Source organism: Pantoea phytobeneficialis, assembly GCF_009728735.1.
Taxonomy (GTDB): domain Bacteria; phylum Pseudomonadota; class Gammaproteobacteria; order Enterobacterales; family Enterobacteriaceae; genus Pantoea; species Pantoea phytobeneficialis.
In genome coordinates, this window is record NZ_CP024636.1 from 1,622,961 (window position 1) to 1,640,504 (window position 17,544).

A 17,544-nucleotide genomic window follows, 5' to 3' on the forward strand; every position below is an offset into this window, starting at 1 on the left:
TCTTCATATTGCCTGCGCCACTTGAAGATCTGATTAGCATTGATACCGTGCAGTCGTGCGACGTGAGACACGGTCATGCCCGGTTCCATAGTCTGCTGAATAATGGCAATTTTTTCCTGCGGAGTACGACGCCGACGTCGCTCAGGTCCTGATAACACTTCAACCATCTTATTATTCTGACTGGTGTTAAACATAGTTCCAAGACTACCTCTTATTTTAAGAGAGGCGAAGTGTCTGGTGATCTAAGGGGCTAATCTATTTTCTTTCATAATGGGTAAGTTCCAATCCTGGATAGTAATAATTCATTTCCTGGTTTTATTAGTCAGCATGTCAGGGGTATTAATCGGTCTGGTGTCAGGCGCGAATATAAAAACCCTATCACTAATATATTATTCCTATTACGCGAATTCTCTTTTGCGGAATAAGAATTCTCTTAATTTTTTATTGTTATAATTCAATGTTAATTTCATTTTTTGACAAAGAACATATCAATCACATCGTCCTTTAAGAACGACCTGGCATGATAGTTAGGAAAGAAATCTGATGCCTGTGATTAATTTATGACATCTGAATGGAGTTGATTTGTCATTATTAATAACTATAAATAACATAATGTTATGTTTATTTTCGGTGCAAATATTTACCTTTAATAAAATACTTTACTCACAATAATTTCAGATATAAAGCTGCTTATAAATATACCTTTATGATAAGTGCGCCTTTATTATTGGTTGTGCTTACTTCCAGGAGGAGGTAATGCATGGAAAGAGTTTCTTCTCAACGTGTGACACTACGCGATGAATTGAATTATTGAATTAAGACACCAGGAAATGACTATGACATCCTCAACGTCAACAGGCGGAACGCTGAACAAAGCAGCGAGCGGCGTTATTAAGGAAAATAACGTTGTTATTAAGGTTGAACCCTTAACCCAATTAACAATTCAGTCTCCACCACAAGGTCAGATTGAAATTCAGGCAGGCGAAGATATCGCCTCAATTCAAAGTCTCAAATTTATTCGTCACGGCGACAACCTGGAAATTTTTAGCGCAGATGGCGCACGCGCCGCGGTGATTATTGAAGGTTATTACGCCCAGGAAACCCCACCGGACATCTACGGTATTGACGAGCAAGGTAATCGCTACACCTGGTCTTCCATCGGTGCCACCTCAATGGTTGCTGCATTGACCGACGGCGAAAGCAGTGTGCAGGAAGCAACTCCAGCAATGGAGGTCACTGCCGAGGCAGCTGAAGAGAAGCAGGAAGATGACGACAAAGGTGCGGCAGGTCTGTTCGGCCTTTCTCCTGGCTGGGCGGCAGCGGCAGCGGGTCTGGCAGCGGCAGCAATTGCCGGTGGTGTGATCGCCGCTACCGGCGGTGGCAAAGACGATGGCAACAGCAATAGCGGTAACAACGGTAATGGTGGCAACGGTAATGGTGGCAACGGTGGCGGCACCACAGGGCCGACCGGTACGCTGAGCAACATTCAGTTCATTAATGACAATGACCCCAATAATCCGACAATCATCACGAATGGTATGACCAACGACAGCACACCAACCATTACCGGTAAGGTTGCGGGTGCAAAAGAGGGCGATCGCGTCGCGATAAAGGACGGTGATACGGTCTTGGGTTATGCGATAGTGGATAAAAACGGCGACTGGTCATTTACCCCGATTACCAACTTGGGCGAAGGTTCACACCAGATTACTGCTGAATTGCAGGACGCAGACGGAAATGCAGGCCACTCTCAGCAGGTTGATTTGATCATTGATACCACCGCGCCGGAAGCGCCAGGCAATATCACCGTAGATGGTAAACCCGCAGATAGCGAGAACATCACCGGAAACAACACGCCAACCATTGGTGGTGACGCCGAACCGGGCAGCAATATTACCATCACTGATGGCGAAGGAAATGTTATCGGTTCTGCTGTGGCAGATGAAGACGGCCACTGGGAAATTACTCCTAATCAACCAATTGGTGATGGTAATCAAGATCTTACCATCGATGTGACCGACCCCGCTGGTAACAACAGTTCTTCTGAGTTGCCAATCAACGTCGACACCATCCCACCAACCGGGACGCTGAGCGATATCCAGTTTATTAATGATAACGATCCGGCTAACCCAACAGCCATCACCAATGGTTCCACCAACGACACTACGCCGCTGATTACTGGCAAGGTCGATGGGGCTGAAAAAGGCGATCGCGTAGCTATTAAAGATGGCGGTACGCTGCTGGGTTATGCAGAAATTGATGCAGAGGGGAACTGGTCATTTACCCCGCAGAAACCGTTGGGCGAAGGCCAACACCAGATCACCGCTGAATTGCAGGATGCTGCAGGCAATACCGGAGACGCTCAGGATGTTGGACTGAACATCGATACCACTCCGCCGGAAGCGCCAGGTAATATCACTATCGATGGTAAACCTAATGACGGTGAAAACATCACCGAAGGCAATACGCCCACCATTGGCGGAAGCGGTGAGCCGGGCAACACCATTATCATTACCGATAAAGAAGGTAATCTGATTGGTTCTGCTGTTGTTGACGAAAATGGTGACTGGGAACTCACCCCGGACCAGCCGTTGGGCGATGGCAACAACGGCCTGGTCGTTACCGAGAAAGATCCCGCAGGTAACAGCAGCCCATCGACAGATTTGCCGATGAACGTTGGTGGTGGCGGTTCGTCTGGCGGTGATACTGAAGGTCCGACCGGTACGCTGACCGATATCGTGATGACCAACGACAACGATCCGGAAAATCCTGTGGCGATCGGCGATGACGGCCTGACCAACGACCCAACCCCGGTGTTCAGCGGTAAAGTCGATGGCGCACAGCCGGGCGACAAAGTGGTGATCAAACAGGGTGAGGAGGTGCTGGGTGAAGTGGCGGTCGGCGAAGATGGTAGCTGGACCTGGACCCCGACGAAACCGCTGGGTGAGGGTGATAATAACCTGACCATTGAGCTGCAGGATGAGGCCGGCAATAGCGGTGCCAGCGAGCCGGTTTATGTGAACATTGATACGGAGGCACCCAACCCGCCGACCGATCTCACTATCGACGGTAACCCGGCAAACGGCACCAGCAACGACAGTGCCAACAGCCAACCGGTCATTGGCGGCAAGGCGGAACCGGGCAGTACCATCATCATCACTGATAGTGAAGGTAATGAAATTGGCTCGACGGTCGTGAATACTGACGGCTCGTGGGAGCTGACTCCGAACCAGCCGCTGCCCGATGGTAACAACGGTCTGGTGATCACCGTGAAAGACCCGGCGGGTAACAGTAGCACAGCGACAGATCTGCCGATGAATATCGGTGACGGTACGCCGGGCGGTGATACCGAAGGTCCGACCGGTACGCTGACCGATATCGTGATGACCAACGACAACGATCCGGAAAATCCTGTGGCGATCGGCGATGACGGCCTGACCAACGACCCAACCCCGGTGTTCAGCGGTAAAGTCGATGGCGCACAGCCGGGCGACAAAGTGGTGATCAAACAGGGTGAGGATGTGCTGGGTGAAGTGGCGGTCGGCGAAGATGGTAGCTGGACCTGGACCCCGACGGAACCGCTGGGTGAGGGTGAGAATAACCTGACCATTGAGCTGCAGGATGAGGCCGGTAATAGCGGTGCCAGCGAGCCGGTTTATGTGAACATTGATACGGAGGCACCCAACCCGCCGACCGATCTCACTATCGACGGCAACCCGGCAAACGGCACCAGCAACGACAGTGCCAACAGCCAACCGGTCATTGGCGGCAAGGCGGAACCGGGCAGTACCATCATCATCACTGATAGTGAAGGTAATGAAATTGGCTCGACGGTCGTGAATACTGACGGCTCGTGGGAGCTGACTCCGAACCAGCCGTTGCCCGATGGTAACAACGGTCTGGTGATCACCGTGAAAGACCCGGCGGGTAACAGCAGCACATCGACAGATTTGCCGATGAATATCGGTGACGGTACGCCGGGCGGTGGCACTGAAGAGCCGACCGGTACCACCACCATTACTGCTGAAGACGACGATGGCAAGGTGATTAACACCGAGAACCCGACTAAAGACAGTACACCGACTTTCAAAGGTCAGGTGACGGGTGCCCAGGCAGACGATTACGTGGTGATCAAGGACGGTGAAACGGTACTGGGAACGGCGACCATAAATGAAGACGGTAGCTGGGAGTTCACGGTGCCGGAAGGTGAGGCACTGCAAGACGATGCTCACTCCATTACCGCCACTGTCACCGATAAGGATGGGAACGAAGGACAACCGTCCGCTGCGCTGGATTACACTCAGGACACCGTCCCGCCAACCGCTACCACCACCATTGCGGCCGAAGACAACGATGGTAAGGTGATCAACGCTGAGAACCCGACCAAAGACAGCACACCGACTTTCAAAGGTCAGGTGACGGGTGCCCAGGCAGACGATTACGTGGTGATCAAAGACGGTGACAAAGTACTGGGAACGGCAACGATAAATGCAGACGGTAACTGGGAGTTCACGGTGCCGGAAGGTGAGGAGCTGCAAGACGATGGTCACTCCATTACCGCTACTGTCACCGACAAAGCGGGTAACGAAGGGCAACCGTCCGCTGCGCTGGATTACACTCAGGACACCGTCCCGCCAACCGCTACCACCACCATTGCGGCCGAAGACAACGATGGTAAGGTGATCAACGCTGAGAACCCGACCAAAGACAGCACACCGACTTTCAAAGGTCAGGTGACGGGTGCCCAGGCAGACGATTACGTGGTGATCAAAGACGGTGACAAAGTACTGGGAACGGCAACGATAAATGCAGACGGTAACTGGGAGTTCACGGTGCCGGAAGGTGAGGAGCTGCAAGACGATGGTCACTCCATTACCGCCACTGTCACCGACAAGGCGGGCAACGAAGGGCAACCGTCCACTGCGCTGGAATACACTCAGGACACCGTAGCACCAACCAGCACCACCACGCTGATCATCGAAGACGATGATGGCAATGTAATTGACGCCGAGCACCCGACTAAAGACAACACGCCGACCTTCAAAGGTCAGCTCACGCCTCCTGAGAAGGGCGCCATTGTCATCATAAAAGACGGTGAAACCGTACTGGGTTCAGTTGTGGCGAACGACGACGGTAGCTGGGAGTTCACGGTACCGGCAGGGAAGGAACTGGCTGAAACTGATCACTCCATCACGGCCACCATCACTGATGCGGCAGGCAATGAGGGGACCACCACCGATCCGGTGAACTATGACCAGGATAACACCAATCCAGAACCGGCCACTGATGTCAAAGTGACCAATGACCAAACCGATACGGATGTCGGAGCGGGTGGTCTGACTAACGACAACACGCCAACGTTGAGCGGCAAGGCAGAAGCAGGTTGCACGGTCTACATTTACGACAAATATGGTAATGCGATTGCTTCTGTCGTCACTGAGGCGGATGGTAGCTGGCGTATCCAACTGCCGACGGTGTTAACCGATGGTTTGTACAACGAAATGACGGTTCAGGTCGTGGATCAAGCGGGTAACGCGTCAACTTCGACGCCGGTGCCTGACTTTACGGTGGATACCCTTAACACCAATAAAACCACGATTGAGACTGATGCGGAAGCGGCTGAATCGACACCAACCTTTAAAGGTCAGGTTGAGTTGGGTACAGAAGATACCGATTTCGCCAATATGACCATCACCATTTACGATCGCAATGGCCTTGTGATTGCCACAGATATTCCGGTTAATGCGAATGGTAGCTGGGAATATACCGTACCTGACGACGAAGCACTCGGATCTGGCGCGCATAATATCTCGGCAGTGGTGGTTGATGCCGCTAACAACGAATCACAACCGGGCTATCTTAATGGTACTGAGGACGGAGGCTGGACGATTCCTGCGGTGCTCTACTCCGACGCAGGGGGCGGTGAAGGGGATATGTTCGGCTATGCCATGGTGGTTAGCGGTGAATATATTTACATCAGTGCACCAAATGGCGGCACAAACGCAGCCGGTCAGCCAACCAACCAGGGGATCATTTACGCCGTCAAAAAAGAATTTTCTTCCCTGTTAGATGGCAGCACCAGTATCGAGAAGTTATTCGCCGCGAACCCAGGCATGGGAACGATTATTTCGAATAATGGTGATGCTAAGGGGGATGGCCAACCTGATGTGAACAGCTATCAGGGTTATGGCATGAAAGCGCTGGACGGCGGCTGGGTGGCGATTTACATGCACGAAAAGGACACTGTCTACTTTGTGAAGGAATCGTTACTTACTGATAATAATTTCGATCTCAGTCTGATTTCTAACGCAGAGAATGGAAAGAGTCAGTATGGGTTCATGATGACCCTTGCCAATGGCCTTGACAGCTGGTTCGGTTTCAATGTCAATTCCATGGAGAATGAGGACGGAACGCTAACGTTCCTGATCGGTGACATTCATGGGGCCCGTGAGCAGACAGGTAACATCACTACTGTCACCTTTAATCCGAATGGCACCAACCCGGATGGCAACTGGACAAACATGCACCTGATCCGAGATCCGAATGACACGACGGACAATGCTGCCTGGGTTCCGCAAGAGACGCTTCCAGCTGGTATGGTGATTGGTAAAATCGGCCATGAAAATACGAATGGCACAGTCGGTTCAACCCAAAGCTATAACTTTGGTACGGATATCGTGTACATGGGGGATGTTTTTGGCAATGGTTCTAACTATGTTGCCTTTATGGATGCGGCATCTGCTCATACCGGTGCATCTTACCGGGGTTCCTGGTATTTCTATAAGATTCCAGATACCGGTTTGCCGAATGACTTCAGCATCGGTGATGTGGCCGACGAAGATTTAATTGTTATTGATAACATTGGTGCGGGGTATTTGAACCTCATCGCGAATGATGTGCTCGGAGACTTTGGTAGCAATGAGTACAAGCCGATTAGTCATAACATTGCCATGCTCGGTCATTTCGGTAGTGGTGAGCACACGGATATTGCCATTGCTTCTGCTGGTGATTCCCAGGGTGGGTCTAACGGTAAGGTATGGATACTCCATAGTGACAAAATCACTGATGACATGACGGTCGGTGTCAATGCTGATAATCCGAAGTTTAACACCGATGTAGGTTATGCCATTGTCAGTAAAGTCCAGGCTGGCCGAGGTGATAAAGGAGAAGGCTTTGGTCTGAATGTCATTGGCGGTTATGACATGAATCGCGATGGTACTCAGGATCTTATCATCAGCGATCCGTTGGCAATGAAGGATGGTAAATGTGTGGGTGCCGTCTATATCGTCTACGGCGGTCATCAAGCGGACTATCTGCAATACCTGGCTTCGTTGGGTACGGATGCGACGGGTGAGATTGATATACAGGTCATCCTGAATAACGGTTGGGGCGAGGTCCACTACGGAAGTGTTGATAATCAGAGGTTTGGTTGGTCGGTTGAAGTCGTTGATATGAACAACGATGGTGCACCGGATATGTTGGTAGGTGCTCCTTCGGAGTTGGGAACGGGCGCCACCAACACTGAAGGTGAAGCGACTAACCCGCAGTACAACGGCCAGGTGTACGTGGTTTACAACACCCATTCAGCCCCGGCTGAGGATGCCGCTCCGAGTTCTCGCAGCTACAGCTTGCCGGCTGATGAGCAAAACCATGACGATGGCGGTATCCCGCTGTTGCTGGATGGTGAACACCAGAACGTTGATCTGGCGGCCCTGACGGAGTCCCTGAAGGATACGCACAGCATCGATATGACTGACGGCAACAACACGCTGAAGGTGAATAACCAGACGCTGGATAGCTGGGAAGGCGCTGATGGTGATGCGCTGATTGTCAGCGGTGAGAATGGTCTGGTGCAGTTGACCGGTGGCATTGAGAACTGGCACAGCAACGGCACCGTGACCGTCGATGGTAAGGTTTATACGGAGTACCAGAGCAGCGGTATGGCGGAAGTACTGATTGAAGACAGGATTCACGTCAACATCCTGTAATCATTAAAGAAAGGAAAAACGGCCAGGCGTGGTGACACGCCTGGCTTTTTTGCTTCTTATCCCAGCGTACCTGTCAGACGCCGATGAAAATCGCTGCTGCGATGATCCAACCCGATAAAGGTCACCTTCGCACCATGACGTTGATAGCGGTACTCAATCGCATCTAACGCCGCAACGCTGGAAGCATCCCAAATCTGTGCATGGGTCAAATCAATCGTCACCAATGCCGGATCGTGGGCGTAATCAAAATGTTCAAACAGGTCATTGCTGCTGGCAAAAAATAGCGGTCCGCGCACGGTATAATGAACCTGTTGTCCGTCCTCACTGAGTTGACGTTCGGCCTGGATCACATGGGCAATGCGGCGCGCGAACAGCATCATGGCGAGGATTACACCCATTAACACCCCGATCGCCAGATTGCCGGTCCACACGGTAACGGCGACGGTCAGCAGCATCACCAGCGTTTCCGACCACGGCATACGTTTCAGCGTGGCGGGTTGCAGGCTATGCCAGTTGAGGGTTTTCACCGCGACGACCATCATAATGCCCGCCAGCACCACCATTGGAATCTGCGCCATTAACTTACTCAGGCCGGTCACCAACAGTAACAGCACCACGCCAGCGGCTACCGTCGAGACTCGGGTGCGCGCTTTACCCAGCTCTACGTTAACAATGGTTTGACCAATCATGGCGCAACCGGCGATGCCACCATAAAATCCGGCAAGAATATTAGCAATGCCAAGACCCCATGATTCACGGCGTTTACTGGATGGGGTATCGGTGATGTCATCCACCAGTTTCGCCGTCAGCAGCGATTCCATCAGGCCGACAAAGGCGATACTTAACGCGGTGGGCCAGACAATTTGCAGCGTTTGCACATTCAGTGGCACCAGCAAATGGGTAAAGCCCGGTAATCCGGCGCTCATCGGGCCTTCATCACCCACGTTTGGTACCCGATAGCCCATCAGCAGCGCAATTGCGGTCACTACCACAATCGCTATCAACGGCGAAGGGACGCTTTTCAGCACTTTAGGCAGCAGCAGCACAATCGCCAGCGTCACCGCAAATAACACCCACACCAGGCCGGACTGCCCCCATACATGCGGTACCTGGGCAAAAAAGATCAAAATCCCCAGTGCGTTGACGAAACCGATCATCACCGAACGCGGGATATAACGCATCATGCGTGCCATCCCGGCGAGACCAAACAGAATCTGGATCACGCCACCCAATATCACCGCTGGCAGAATATATTCTACGCCGTGCGCATGTACCATCGGGCCAATCACCAGCGCCACCGATCCTGCCGCTGCTGTCACCATCGCAGGGCGGCCGCCCAGCAGGGAAAGGGTCAGGCACAGCACCACGGACGCAACAAGGCTGACTTTGGGGTCCACTCCGGCGATCACCGAAAAGGAGATCACTTCAGGGATCAGGGCCAGTGCGGTAATCACGCCAGCCAGACATTCCCGGGTGAGTAAAACAGGCGAGCGTAAGACGCGGCTCACCGTGAGGTCTTCAGTTGGTTGGCTCATAAATTTTGCAGGCTCTTTTATTATGTTGCGCTTACCGCGAGGGTAAGGCAGTAACCAGATGCGAAACAGATAAGGGAAGGGATGTTACCGGTCAATGTGGCGGGATACCAGACTATCAACGCGAAGCGGCGCGATTTGTCGCGCAGTCTCGCAAAACCCGCGCGATGAATCGCGCGGTTACGAGCTTAAATGGCTAAATCGTCAGGTGTTTTATTCACCACTTTCTCCAACAACTGACGATAAATATTCAGTTGTGCCACATCACTTTCCTGCTCCAGTCGGGTGATCAGTACGGAGATAATGGCTTTATTGGTCACCGGCATACCTGTTTGCAGGATTTCGCCAATGATTTGAGCAAAGACCTCTGCGTTATAAGCCGCAGGTTTTAAAAATTCGGTTATATCCTGGTCATTGCTGGTTACGGTGTTTTGCATGTGTACAGCCCTAAGATGTAAACCTGCTGATGATAAAACTTTCGCGCGGACAGGCGTGAAAGACCCCAATTCACCAAACTGACAAAAAAACACCTCTGCAGGTGGAAATCCACTAACACTTGCAGAGGCGACGCAATATGCATCATTCGTTACGAGACCGTTAAAAGGTCTATGGGGAATAAACTTATACAATGAGATTAAGTCTGTACAAGTAAAATCCTGATCATTTTGTGCTATTAATTAACTTACAGCCAGATATAGCGACTTTTTTGTGATGGAACTTATACAAGGAAGCTGTACAGATTCCTTGCTGGTGACAGATTTGCACTACAATTATCGGCGCGTATGGACACTAATTTAGGGCACTTTTCATTCGCAACTGGGTCTGCGTATAATAGCGGAAAATTTAGTTAGATATCTAACCATTAGGTTGCTACTCTTTGAGCCAATATCCCCAACCCTTCTCCCGTCTGTTACATCTCACCGCTCATGCGTGGCGACTGGCTGTTGATCGCCGTCTGAAAGAGAGTGGCATGAGCATGAGTAGCTGGATGGCGATTGCCACCGTGGCGACCGCCAGTGAACCGCCAACACAAAAAGCGCTGGCGCTGCTGCTTGGTCTGGAAGAAGCCAGTGTAGTGCCATTAGTGGATCGGTTGGTGAAGCAACAATTGCTGGCGCGAGTTCAGCCGCCAGAGGACCGGCGTAAGCGCCTGCTGGTGCTGACGGAGCAGGGCGGTGTCGCTTATGCAGAAGTGAAAGCCCAGGCAGATGCGCTGCGCGCTCAGTTGCTGGCGGATATTGATCCCCAGGCGCTGGCAATAACCGAACAGGTGTTGCAACAACTTCTGGCGCGGCTGGGAACCTTGTAGCTATGGCAAAGCGTAACCCCTATGCCCAGCGTGAATGGCTACCGCATGAAAAGCCGATGCTACCGGGGTCACCCTCTACGCCTCTCCATTCACCGGCGAAACGCATTGCCTTCGGTCTGATAGGTATGCTGATCTCCCTCACCGGCGCACTCAGCAATGCGCTGGTCACGGCGAATCTCACCAATCTGCAAGGCACCTTCGGTGCGTACTCCAACGAAATCGCCTGGCTACCGGCGGTTTATGTGATGGGCAATATCTCCATCAATTTGTTGCTAGTGAAGTTTCGTCAACAGTTTGGTCTGCGACTGTTTACCGAGGCCTTTCTGGTGCTGTACGTGCTGGTGGCGTTCTTCCATCTGCTGGCTAACGATCTCAGCTCGGCGATAATTGTACGTACCGCTCATGGCATGGTTGGCGCGGCGCTCAGTTCATTGGGTATCTACTACCAAATCCAGGCGTGGCCCGCGAAGCACCGCCTGAAAGCGCTGGTCATCGGTCTGACTGCCTCGCAGTTGGCAATTCCGCTGGCGCGGCTGTTCTCCACTGAACTGTTGCAGCTGGATGAATGGCGGGGGTTGTATCTGTTTGAACTGGGTCTGGCAATGATCGCGCTGGGGTGCGTGCTGGTAGTGAAACTGCCGCCGGGTGATCGTATTAAAGCTTTCGAAAAACTCGATTTTCTCACCTTTATTTTGCTGGCGCCTGGCATGGCGTTGATCTGCGCGGTGCTGTCGCTGGGACGCATTGAATGGTGGTTTACCACGCCGTGGCTGGGCATCGCGCTGGCCATTGCGTTGGTGTTGATTGTCACCGCCGTGGTGCTGGAGCATAACCGGCAAAATCCGCTGATTAACACCCGCTGGCTTAGTAACGGCATGATGATCCGGCTGGGAATTGTGATGATTATGATGCGCATCGTACTGGCGGAGCAAAACACGGGTGCGGTGGGTTTCTTGCAGCAACTGGGTTTGCTTAATGACCAGATGCGCGGTATGGCACTGGCAATTATCTGTGGCGTGATGGCTGGCATGGCGCTGAGTGCGCTGACCATCAGGCCCAGCCATCTCAGCTGGCCAATTGTCTTCTCGCTGGTGGTGATGATCATCGCTTCACTGATGGACGCGCAATCCAGCCCGCTGACACGCGGCGATAACATGTATTTCAGCCAATTTTTATTGGGCTTCAGCAGCGTTTTCTTTATGACGCCAGCCATGCTGTTTGGCATCGGCAGCGTGGTGACGCAGCCGAAAAACCTGGTGAGCTTTGTGGTGTTGTTCGGTATGAGCCAGAACCTGGGGGGGCTGATTGGTGCGGCGATCCTCGGCACTTTCCAGACGTGGCGCGAAAAATATCACTCCAGCCTGCTCGGTGATCAACTGTCGCAACTCAATCCCAACGTGACTGAGCGTTTAAGCCAGTACAGCGCGCTATTCAGCAGTCAGCTCCCGGATGGCTCGCTACTCAGTGCGCAAAGCGGCAGTCAGCTGCAAACCGTTTCTACTTTGCAGGCCAATATCCTGGCTTATAACGATACCTATTACCTGACAGCGGGTCTGGCGCTGATGACCCTGATGTGGGTGTTATGGCGTCTGACGCGCCTGCGTTATCTCAACTGGCGTCAGGCACGACGCAATTTGGCGGAACAGCGCCAGCAGGCATTAGCAGCTAACCGAACGGAGACATCATGAGTCAACAGGACGATCTTCAGGCCGCAGAGCGTGAGCGCATCAACCGTCGACGTATCCTCTCAATTGCCGCAGGCAGCGGCATCGTGCTGGTCGGGGTGTTGGTGATCCTGTATGCCTGGCAGTTGTGGCCATTCACCAGCACCATCCAGTCAACGGAGAACGCTTACGTCCGGGGGCAGGTGACGTTTATCAGCCCGCAAGTCAGCGGTTATCTGACGTCAGTCAACGTGGTGGATTTGCAGCCGGTGGAAAAAGGGCAGTTGCTGATGACCATTGATGATCGTATCTATCGTCAGCGGGTGCATCAGGCACAGGCGCAACTGGCGATGAAACAAGCGGCACTGAATAACAATCAGCAGCAGCGAAAAAGCGCGCAAGCCACTATCGTCAGTAACCAGGCGTCACTGGACAATGCCAAAGCGCAGGCGTTGAAAAGTGGTTTTGACCTGAAACGAGTGGAAAATCTTACCGCCGACGGCTCCTTATCGGTACGGGAGCGCGATGCGGCACGCGCAGCGGATGCCCAGGCGCAGGCGCAGGTGCGTCAGGCCGAGGCGCAATTGGCGGTTGCGCAGCAGAATCTGCAAACGGTGATTGTGAATCGCGCTTCGCTCGAGGGGGATGTCGCCAATGCGCAGGCGGCGCTGGAGCTGGCGGAGATCGATCTCGCCAATACCCGCATCATTGCCCCGGATAACGGCCAACTCGGCCAGTTGTCGGTGCGCAAAGGCACCTATGTCACGGCAGGCACGCGCCTGACGTCAGTCGTGCCGGACAATAAATGGGTGATCGCCAACCTGAAAGAGACGCAGCTGGCACGTATCCGGCCAGGGTTGCCGGTGACCATTCGTGTGGATGCGCTGGATGGCAAGCGTTACGACGGCACGGTGGAGTTCATCTCTCCTGCGGCAGGCTCTGAGTTCAGCGCGATTTCGCCGGATAACGCCACCGGCAATTTCGTCAAAATTGCGCAGCGCATTCCGGTGCGAATCAAGGTACATGGTGATTTACAGCAACTGCGTCCCGGGATGTCGGTTGAGGTGGATATCGACACGGCAGCAGAGCCGCGTGAGGACAAACTATGAGTCGGTTGCTGCTGACAACGCTCGCCGCCTTATGGCTGAGCGGTTGTGCCACCGAAGTGGATAAAGCGCCGACCTCCTTGCCGATTCCGGAAAGCTGGCGTCAGCAGGTGGGGCCGGGCGCTGTGCCGGAAGCGCAGTGGTGGCGTGCCTTTGGCGATGACAACCTCAACCGCCTGGTCAGTCAGGCGTTGCAGCACAACAGCGATATTCTCACCGCCCGTGCCCGTGTCGATCAATATCGTGCGCAACTGCGCGCCGCACAGGGCGATGACTACCCGAGTCTGACGGCAGGGGCAGGCGCCACGCATCAGCGCGCCATCTCTGCGGCTACCGGTTTGCCTTATGAGAATGCGGTGTTTCAGGCATCATTACAGGCCAATTACGAGGTGGATTTGTGGGGCAGCCGCAGCAATAGCATCAGCGCGGCTGAGGCTTCACTGGAAGCCCAACGCGCGGCGGCTTCAGCGGCGGAATTAACCGTTGCCAGTTCGGTAGCATCGGGTTATCTCAGCCTGTGTGCCCTGGATGAACAGTTGCGCGTCACCGAGGATACGCTGACCTCACGCGCCAATTCGCTCAGGCTGGCGCAGCGTCAGTTTGAAACCGGCTACTCGTCACGGCTGGAGTGGATGCAGGCGTCGTCAGAGTATCAAACGGCCAAAGCGCAGGTGCCGCAGTTGCAGCACCAAATTACCCAGCAGGAAAATGCCCTCAGCGTACTGGTAGGGATGAACCCGCGAGAGATTGCCCGCGCCGATCATTTCAACCAGGTGATGCCGCAGACGCTGCCGAACCTGTTACCGTCGCAACTGCTCAACCGCCGTCCGGATATCGTTCAGGCGCAGCGTCAGTTATTGGCTTCCGATGCCTCGCTCGCTTCGGCGCAAGCGCAATTGCTGCCCACCCTGAATCTCACGGCCAGCGGTGGCCTGGAAAGTTATCATCTGCATGAATTGCTGGCGAATCCATTCCGTCTGTGGAGCATTGGCGGCAGCGTGCTGGCACCGATTCTCAACCGCGAAGCCCTGACGGCACAAGTTGATGTGGCGATGGCGACACGCAATCAGGCGCTGTATGGCTATGAAAAAGTGGTGAGAAATGCCTTTGCCGAAGTGGATACCGCACTGGATGCGATTCGTCGCAATCAGGAACAGTTGACGGAACTGGAGAAACAGCAAAACTACGTCAGTGAAGCGCTGCGCATCGCCCGTAACCGCTATCAAAATGGTTACGCCTCCTACCTTGATGAACTGGACGCCCAGCGTACCCTGTTCAACACCCAACTCAGCGTCGTCAGTGTGAAAAACACCCTCTTATTGGCGCAAATCGAACTCTATCGGGCATTGGGAGGAGGATGGAAAGGTTAATCATTGCCCGATAACTGCATTTTCTGGCAGGTATGTCTGCACCATCAGCGATTTATCTGACTTTTAAAGGCTTGCTTCGGGTCTTTGAGTCATTCATGCTTTTTTTTACTTGTCTTTACAATAAATGGTATTATCCGCGCCATTTCACGCTGTCTTTACGGAAGAGTGTGGGTTTTTTTACACGCGCGGCCGCTTTAGTGGGTTGCCATGACAAGGGAAAAAAAGGAAATGATGAAGAAAACATTGGGTAGCGCTTTGGTTATTGCGGCAGTGCTGTTAACCGGATGCGTATCACGCACCCAGCCAATCGATAATATCAACCAGTCGCTGAGCCAGCATTACAGCGATAGCCAAATGAAAAGCGCCATTATTGAGGCGGGCATCAGTCGCCAGTGGGTAATGACACCTGCCGGACCTGGCGTGATCAATGGCCGCCTGGCACAGCGCGGTCACTCAGCTGACATTCGCGTGACTTACACCCCTCAGAGCTACAGCATTCAATATGTAGGCAGCCAGAACCTGTTGGCCAGTGGTGGTCAGATTCACCGTAATTACAACCGCTGGGTTCACAACCTTGACCAGGATATCCAACTGCGCCTTGCGGCACAGGCTGCAAAATAGTCGCCTCGACCATACGTAGATAAAGTTAATCAGTATACTGCCGACATATGATCAGCTGGGCCGTTGGCCCAACTGATGTTGGCAGAGATTTGTCGGATGACGGGAGTCAGGCAAGGAAGGGATGCCACACAGTGACAATTTCACCGTCCCTATAGCTCATGAAAGAATGCAGGTATGAAACTCGCTTACACGCTTATTGACTGGCACGCTATGGCGCCCGGGCTTGACCTGGTCAGCGACTGGCACCAGTGGGCGCAACAGCCCCCATTGATTGATGCCACGCAACCTCTCGCAAAATCACAATTTCTGCCGATGATGACTGCCCGTCGCCTGAGCAATGGCAGCCGTGCGGCGGTGGAGTGTGGATTGGCGTTGTTGTCCCGTCAGCAGGTCGATGCGGTGGTCTTTACCAGCCGTCATGGAGAGCTGGAGCGTAATCTGCGCATCCTCACGGCGCTGGCACATCAGCAAGCGCTATCGCCTACCGATTTCGCCATGTCGGTTCACAACTCGGCGGTTGGCAGTTTGACCATTGCCGCGCGTCAGCCATTGGTTGCGGCGTCCGTTGCGGCAGGCATGGACAGTTTCCAGCAAGGGCTGATTGAAGTGGCCGCCTTACATCAGGCGGGTTATCAGCAGGTTTTGTTGGTGGATTTTGACGGGCAGGTCCCGGACTACTATCGTCCCTGGCTGGCGCAGATGCCATTCAATGCACCTTATGCGGTCGCGTTGTTGCTGGGGACGGGCACCATGTGGCGCTGTCAGGCCCAACCTGGACACACTGACCAGGCCGATACTCTGCCACAGAGCCTGCTGTGCCTGCATGGTCTGTTAAGCCAGCAGGTAGCGTTTAGTATTCAGGGTGAACGCCATCGCTGGCAGTGGGAGCGTGAACATGGCTGATAACACATTGTCACTGCAACGTTCAGGCTTCAATTATTACTGGCGGCTGGTGATGACCGCCGTAAGTTTTACCTTGTTCAGTGTGGGAGGCTTACTGCTGTCCCTGATCTGGTTCAATGTGCTACTGCTGGTGCAACGCGACGCGACGCGACGGCGGCAGCTTGCGCGTCGCAGTATCGCGTGCAGTTTCCGCTGTTTTTTACGCTTCTGCCGTTGGGTTGGGGTATACGACTACCGCATTGAAGGGGCGGAGTTACTGCAACAGGATCGTGGCTGCCTGATTGTGGCCAATCACCCCTCACTCATCGACTACGTGATGATTGCCTCGGTGTTACCGGAGATGGATTGCCTGGTCAAAGCCGAGTTGCAGCACAGCTTCTTTTTACGCGGCGTTATTCGTGCTGCCGATTACCTGATCAACAGCGAAGCAGAAACGCTGTTGCCGGATAGTCAGCAACGCCTGGCGCGCGGCGATACCATTCTAATTTTTCCTGAAGGTACCCGCACCCGTTATGGCGAACCCCTGAAACTGCAACGCGGCGCGGCGAATATAGCGGTCCGCGCCGGATGCGATCTGCGCGTGGTTCATATCAGCTGCACCCAGCGTATGCTGGATAAACAAAGTCGCTGGTATCAGATTCCGCCGGTTAAACCCCTTTTTACTGTACGCGTACAATCGCGTATTGATAGCCAGAGCTTTAGCGAAGCCAATGAAGATGCACAGCCGCTGGCAGCGCGTCGCCTGACGCGCCACCTGCAACAGGCACTGGTCCCTGACGAGATAAAGTAAGTTATGCAATCACTGAACAACGAAATAAAACAAATGATTATCGACACGCTGAATCTGGAAGATATCAGCGTTGATGATATTGACACCGATGCCCCCCTGTTCGGCGAGGGACTGGGGCTGGACTCCATCGATGCTCTGGAGCTGGGACTGGCGGTAAAGAATCGTTTTAGCGTTCAGCTCTCCGCTGAAAGTGAAACGTTGCGCGCGCACTTTTTTTCCGTGGCCACGCTGGCTGCGTTTATTGAACAACAGCAAGCCTGA

Annotated in this window: 12 protein-coding genes; 9 read left to right on the forward strand and 3 right to left on the reverse strand. The window is 53.4% G+C overall.

What is annotated here, in order from left to right; genetic code table 11:
• On the reverse strand, positions 1-167 hold a 167-nt coding region (locus CTZ24_RS07535; protein WP_208725517.1), incomplete at its 3' end, for a transposase.
• Between the two features lie 669 nt (positions 168-836).
• On the opposite strand from CTZ24_RS07535, the gene CTZ24_RS07540 reads away from it, so the two are divergent.
• Positions 837-7,988 (forward strand): Ig-like domain-containing protein, encoded by a 7,152-nt coding sequence (locus tag CTZ24_RS07540; RefSeq protein ID WP_208725213.1) that lies wholly within the window; start codon positions 837-839, stop codon positions 7,986-7,988.
• A gap of 56 nt (positions 7,989-8,044) precedes the next feature.
• Here the strand turns inward: CTZ24_RS07540 and CTZ24_RS07545 are convergent, their stop codons facing one another.
• On the reverse strand, positions 8,045-9,523 hold the full coding sequence (locus tag CTZ24_RS07545; protein WP_208725214.1) for a SulP family inorganic anion transporter: 1,479 nt from the start codon (positions 9,521-9,523) through the stop codon (positions 8,045-8,047).
• Positions 9,524-9,708: 185 nt separating this feature from the next.
• The gene (locus CTZ24_RS07550) at positions 9,709-9,957 is read right to left on the reverse strand and encodes a biofilm/acid-resistance regulator YmgB/AriR (RefSeq protein ID WP_021186069.1); all 249 of its coding nucleotides are present in this window, start codon (positions 9,955-9,957) and stop codon (positions 9,709-9,711) included.
• A gap of 440 nt (positions 9,958-10,397) precedes the next feature.
• On the opposite strand from CTZ24_RS07550, the gene CTZ24_RS07555 reads away from it, so the two are divergent.
• From CTZ24_RS07555 to CTZ24_RS07590, 8 genes are all read left to right on the forward strand, one after another.
• On the forward strand, positions 10,398-10,829 hold the full coding sequence (locus tag CTZ24_RS07555; RefSeq protein WP_021186068.1) for a MarR family winged helix-turn-helix transcriptional regulator: 432 nt from the start codon (positions 10,398-10,400) through the stop codon (positions 10,827-10,829).
• A 2-nt stretch (positions 10,830-10,831) separates the two neighbouring features.
• Positions 10,832-12,517, forward strand: coding sequence for an MFS transporter (locus CTZ24_RS07560; protein WP_208725215.1), 1,686 nt, complete (start codon positions 10,832-10,834; stop codon positions 12,515-12,517).
• The gene (locus tag CTZ24_RS07565) at positions 12,514-13,602 is read left to right on the forward strand and encodes an HlyD family secretion protein (protein ID WP_021186066.1); all 1,089 of its coding nucleotides are present in this window, start codon (positions 12,514-12,516) and stop codon (positions 13,600-13,602) included. The genes CTZ24_RS07560 and CTZ24_RS07565 overlap by 4 nt, the downstream gene beginning before the upstream one ends.
• Positions 13,599-14,969: an efflux transporter outer membrane subunit gene (locus CTZ24_RS07570; RefSeq protein ID WP_208725216.1), complete on the forward strand. Its 1,371-nt coding sequence runs from the start codon at positions 13,599-13,601 to the stop codon at positions 14,967-14,969. Before CTZ24_RS07565 ends, CTZ24_RS07570 begins: the two co-directional genes overlap by 4 nt.
• Positions 14,970-15,197: 228 nt before the next feature.
• On the forward strand, positions 15,198-15,590 hold the full coding sequence (locus CTZ24_RS07575; protein ID WP_152521917.1) for a hypothetical protein: 393 nt from the start codon (positions 15,198-15,200) through the stop codon (positions 15,588-15,590).
• 174 nt (positions 15,591-15,764) lie between these two features.
• Positions 15,765-16,493 (forward strand): beta-ketoacyl synthase chain length factor, encoded by a 729-nt coding sequence (locus CTZ24_RS07580; RefSeq protein WP_208725217.1) that lies wholly within the window; start codon positions 15,765-15,767, stop codon positions 16,491-16,493.
• Positions 16,486-17,283: a lysophospholipid acyltransferase family protein gene (locus tag CTZ24_RS07585; protein ID WP_021186062.1), complete on the forward strand. Its 798-nt coding sequence runs from the start codon at positions 16,486-16,488 to the stop codon at positions 17,281-17,283. Before CTZ24_RS07580 ends, CTZ24_RS07585 begins: the two co-directional genes overlap by 8 nt.
• Positions 17,284-17,286: 3 nt before the next feature.
• Positions 17,287-17,544 (forward strand): phosphopantetheine-binding protein, encoded by a 258-nt coding sequence (locus CTZ24_RS07590; protein WP_021186061.1) that lies wholly within the window; start codon positions 17,287-17,289, stop codon positions 17,542-17,544.

Coding starts and splice junctions, on each gene's coding strand:
- CTZ24_RS07590 (WP_021186061.1), top strand. CDS start 17,287: ATGCAATCACTGAACAACGAAATAAAACAAATGATTATCGACACGCTG.
- CTZ24_RS07545 (WP_208725214.1), bottom strand. CDS start 9,523: ATGAGCCAACCAACTGAAGACCTCACGGTGAGCCGCGTCTTACGCTCG.
- CTZ24_RS07570 (WP_208725216.1), top strand. CDS start 13,599: ATGAGTCGGTTGCTGCTGACAACGCTCGCCGCCTTATGGCTGAGCGGT.
- CTZ24_RS07540 (WP_208725213.1), top strand. CDS start 837: ATGACATCCTCAACGTCAACAGGCGGAACGCTGAACAAAGCAGCGAGC.
- CTZ24_RS07560 (WP_208725215.1), top strand. CDS start 10,832: ATGGCAAAGCGTAACCCCTATGCCCAGCGTGAATGGCTACCGCATGAA.
- CTZ24_RS07575 (WP_152521917.1), top strand. CDS start 15,198: ATGATGAAGAAAACATTGGGTAGCGCTTTGGTTATTGCGGCAGTGCTG.
- CTZ24_RS07580 (WP_208725217.1), top strand. CDS start 15,765: ATGAAACTCGCTTACACGCTTATTGACTGGCACGCTATGGCGCCCGGG.
- CTZ24_RS07565 (WP_021186066.1), top strand. CDS start 12,514: ATGAGTCAACAGGACGATCTTCAGGCCGCAGAGCGTGAGCGCATCAAC.
- CTZ24_RS07550 (WP_021186069.1), bottom strand. CDS start 9,957: ATGCAAAACACCGTAACCAGCAATGACCAGGATATAACCGAATTTTTA.
- CTZ24_RS07585 (WP_021186062.1), top strand. CDS start 16,486: ATGGCTGATAACACATTGTCACTGCAACGTTCAGGCTTCAATTATTAC.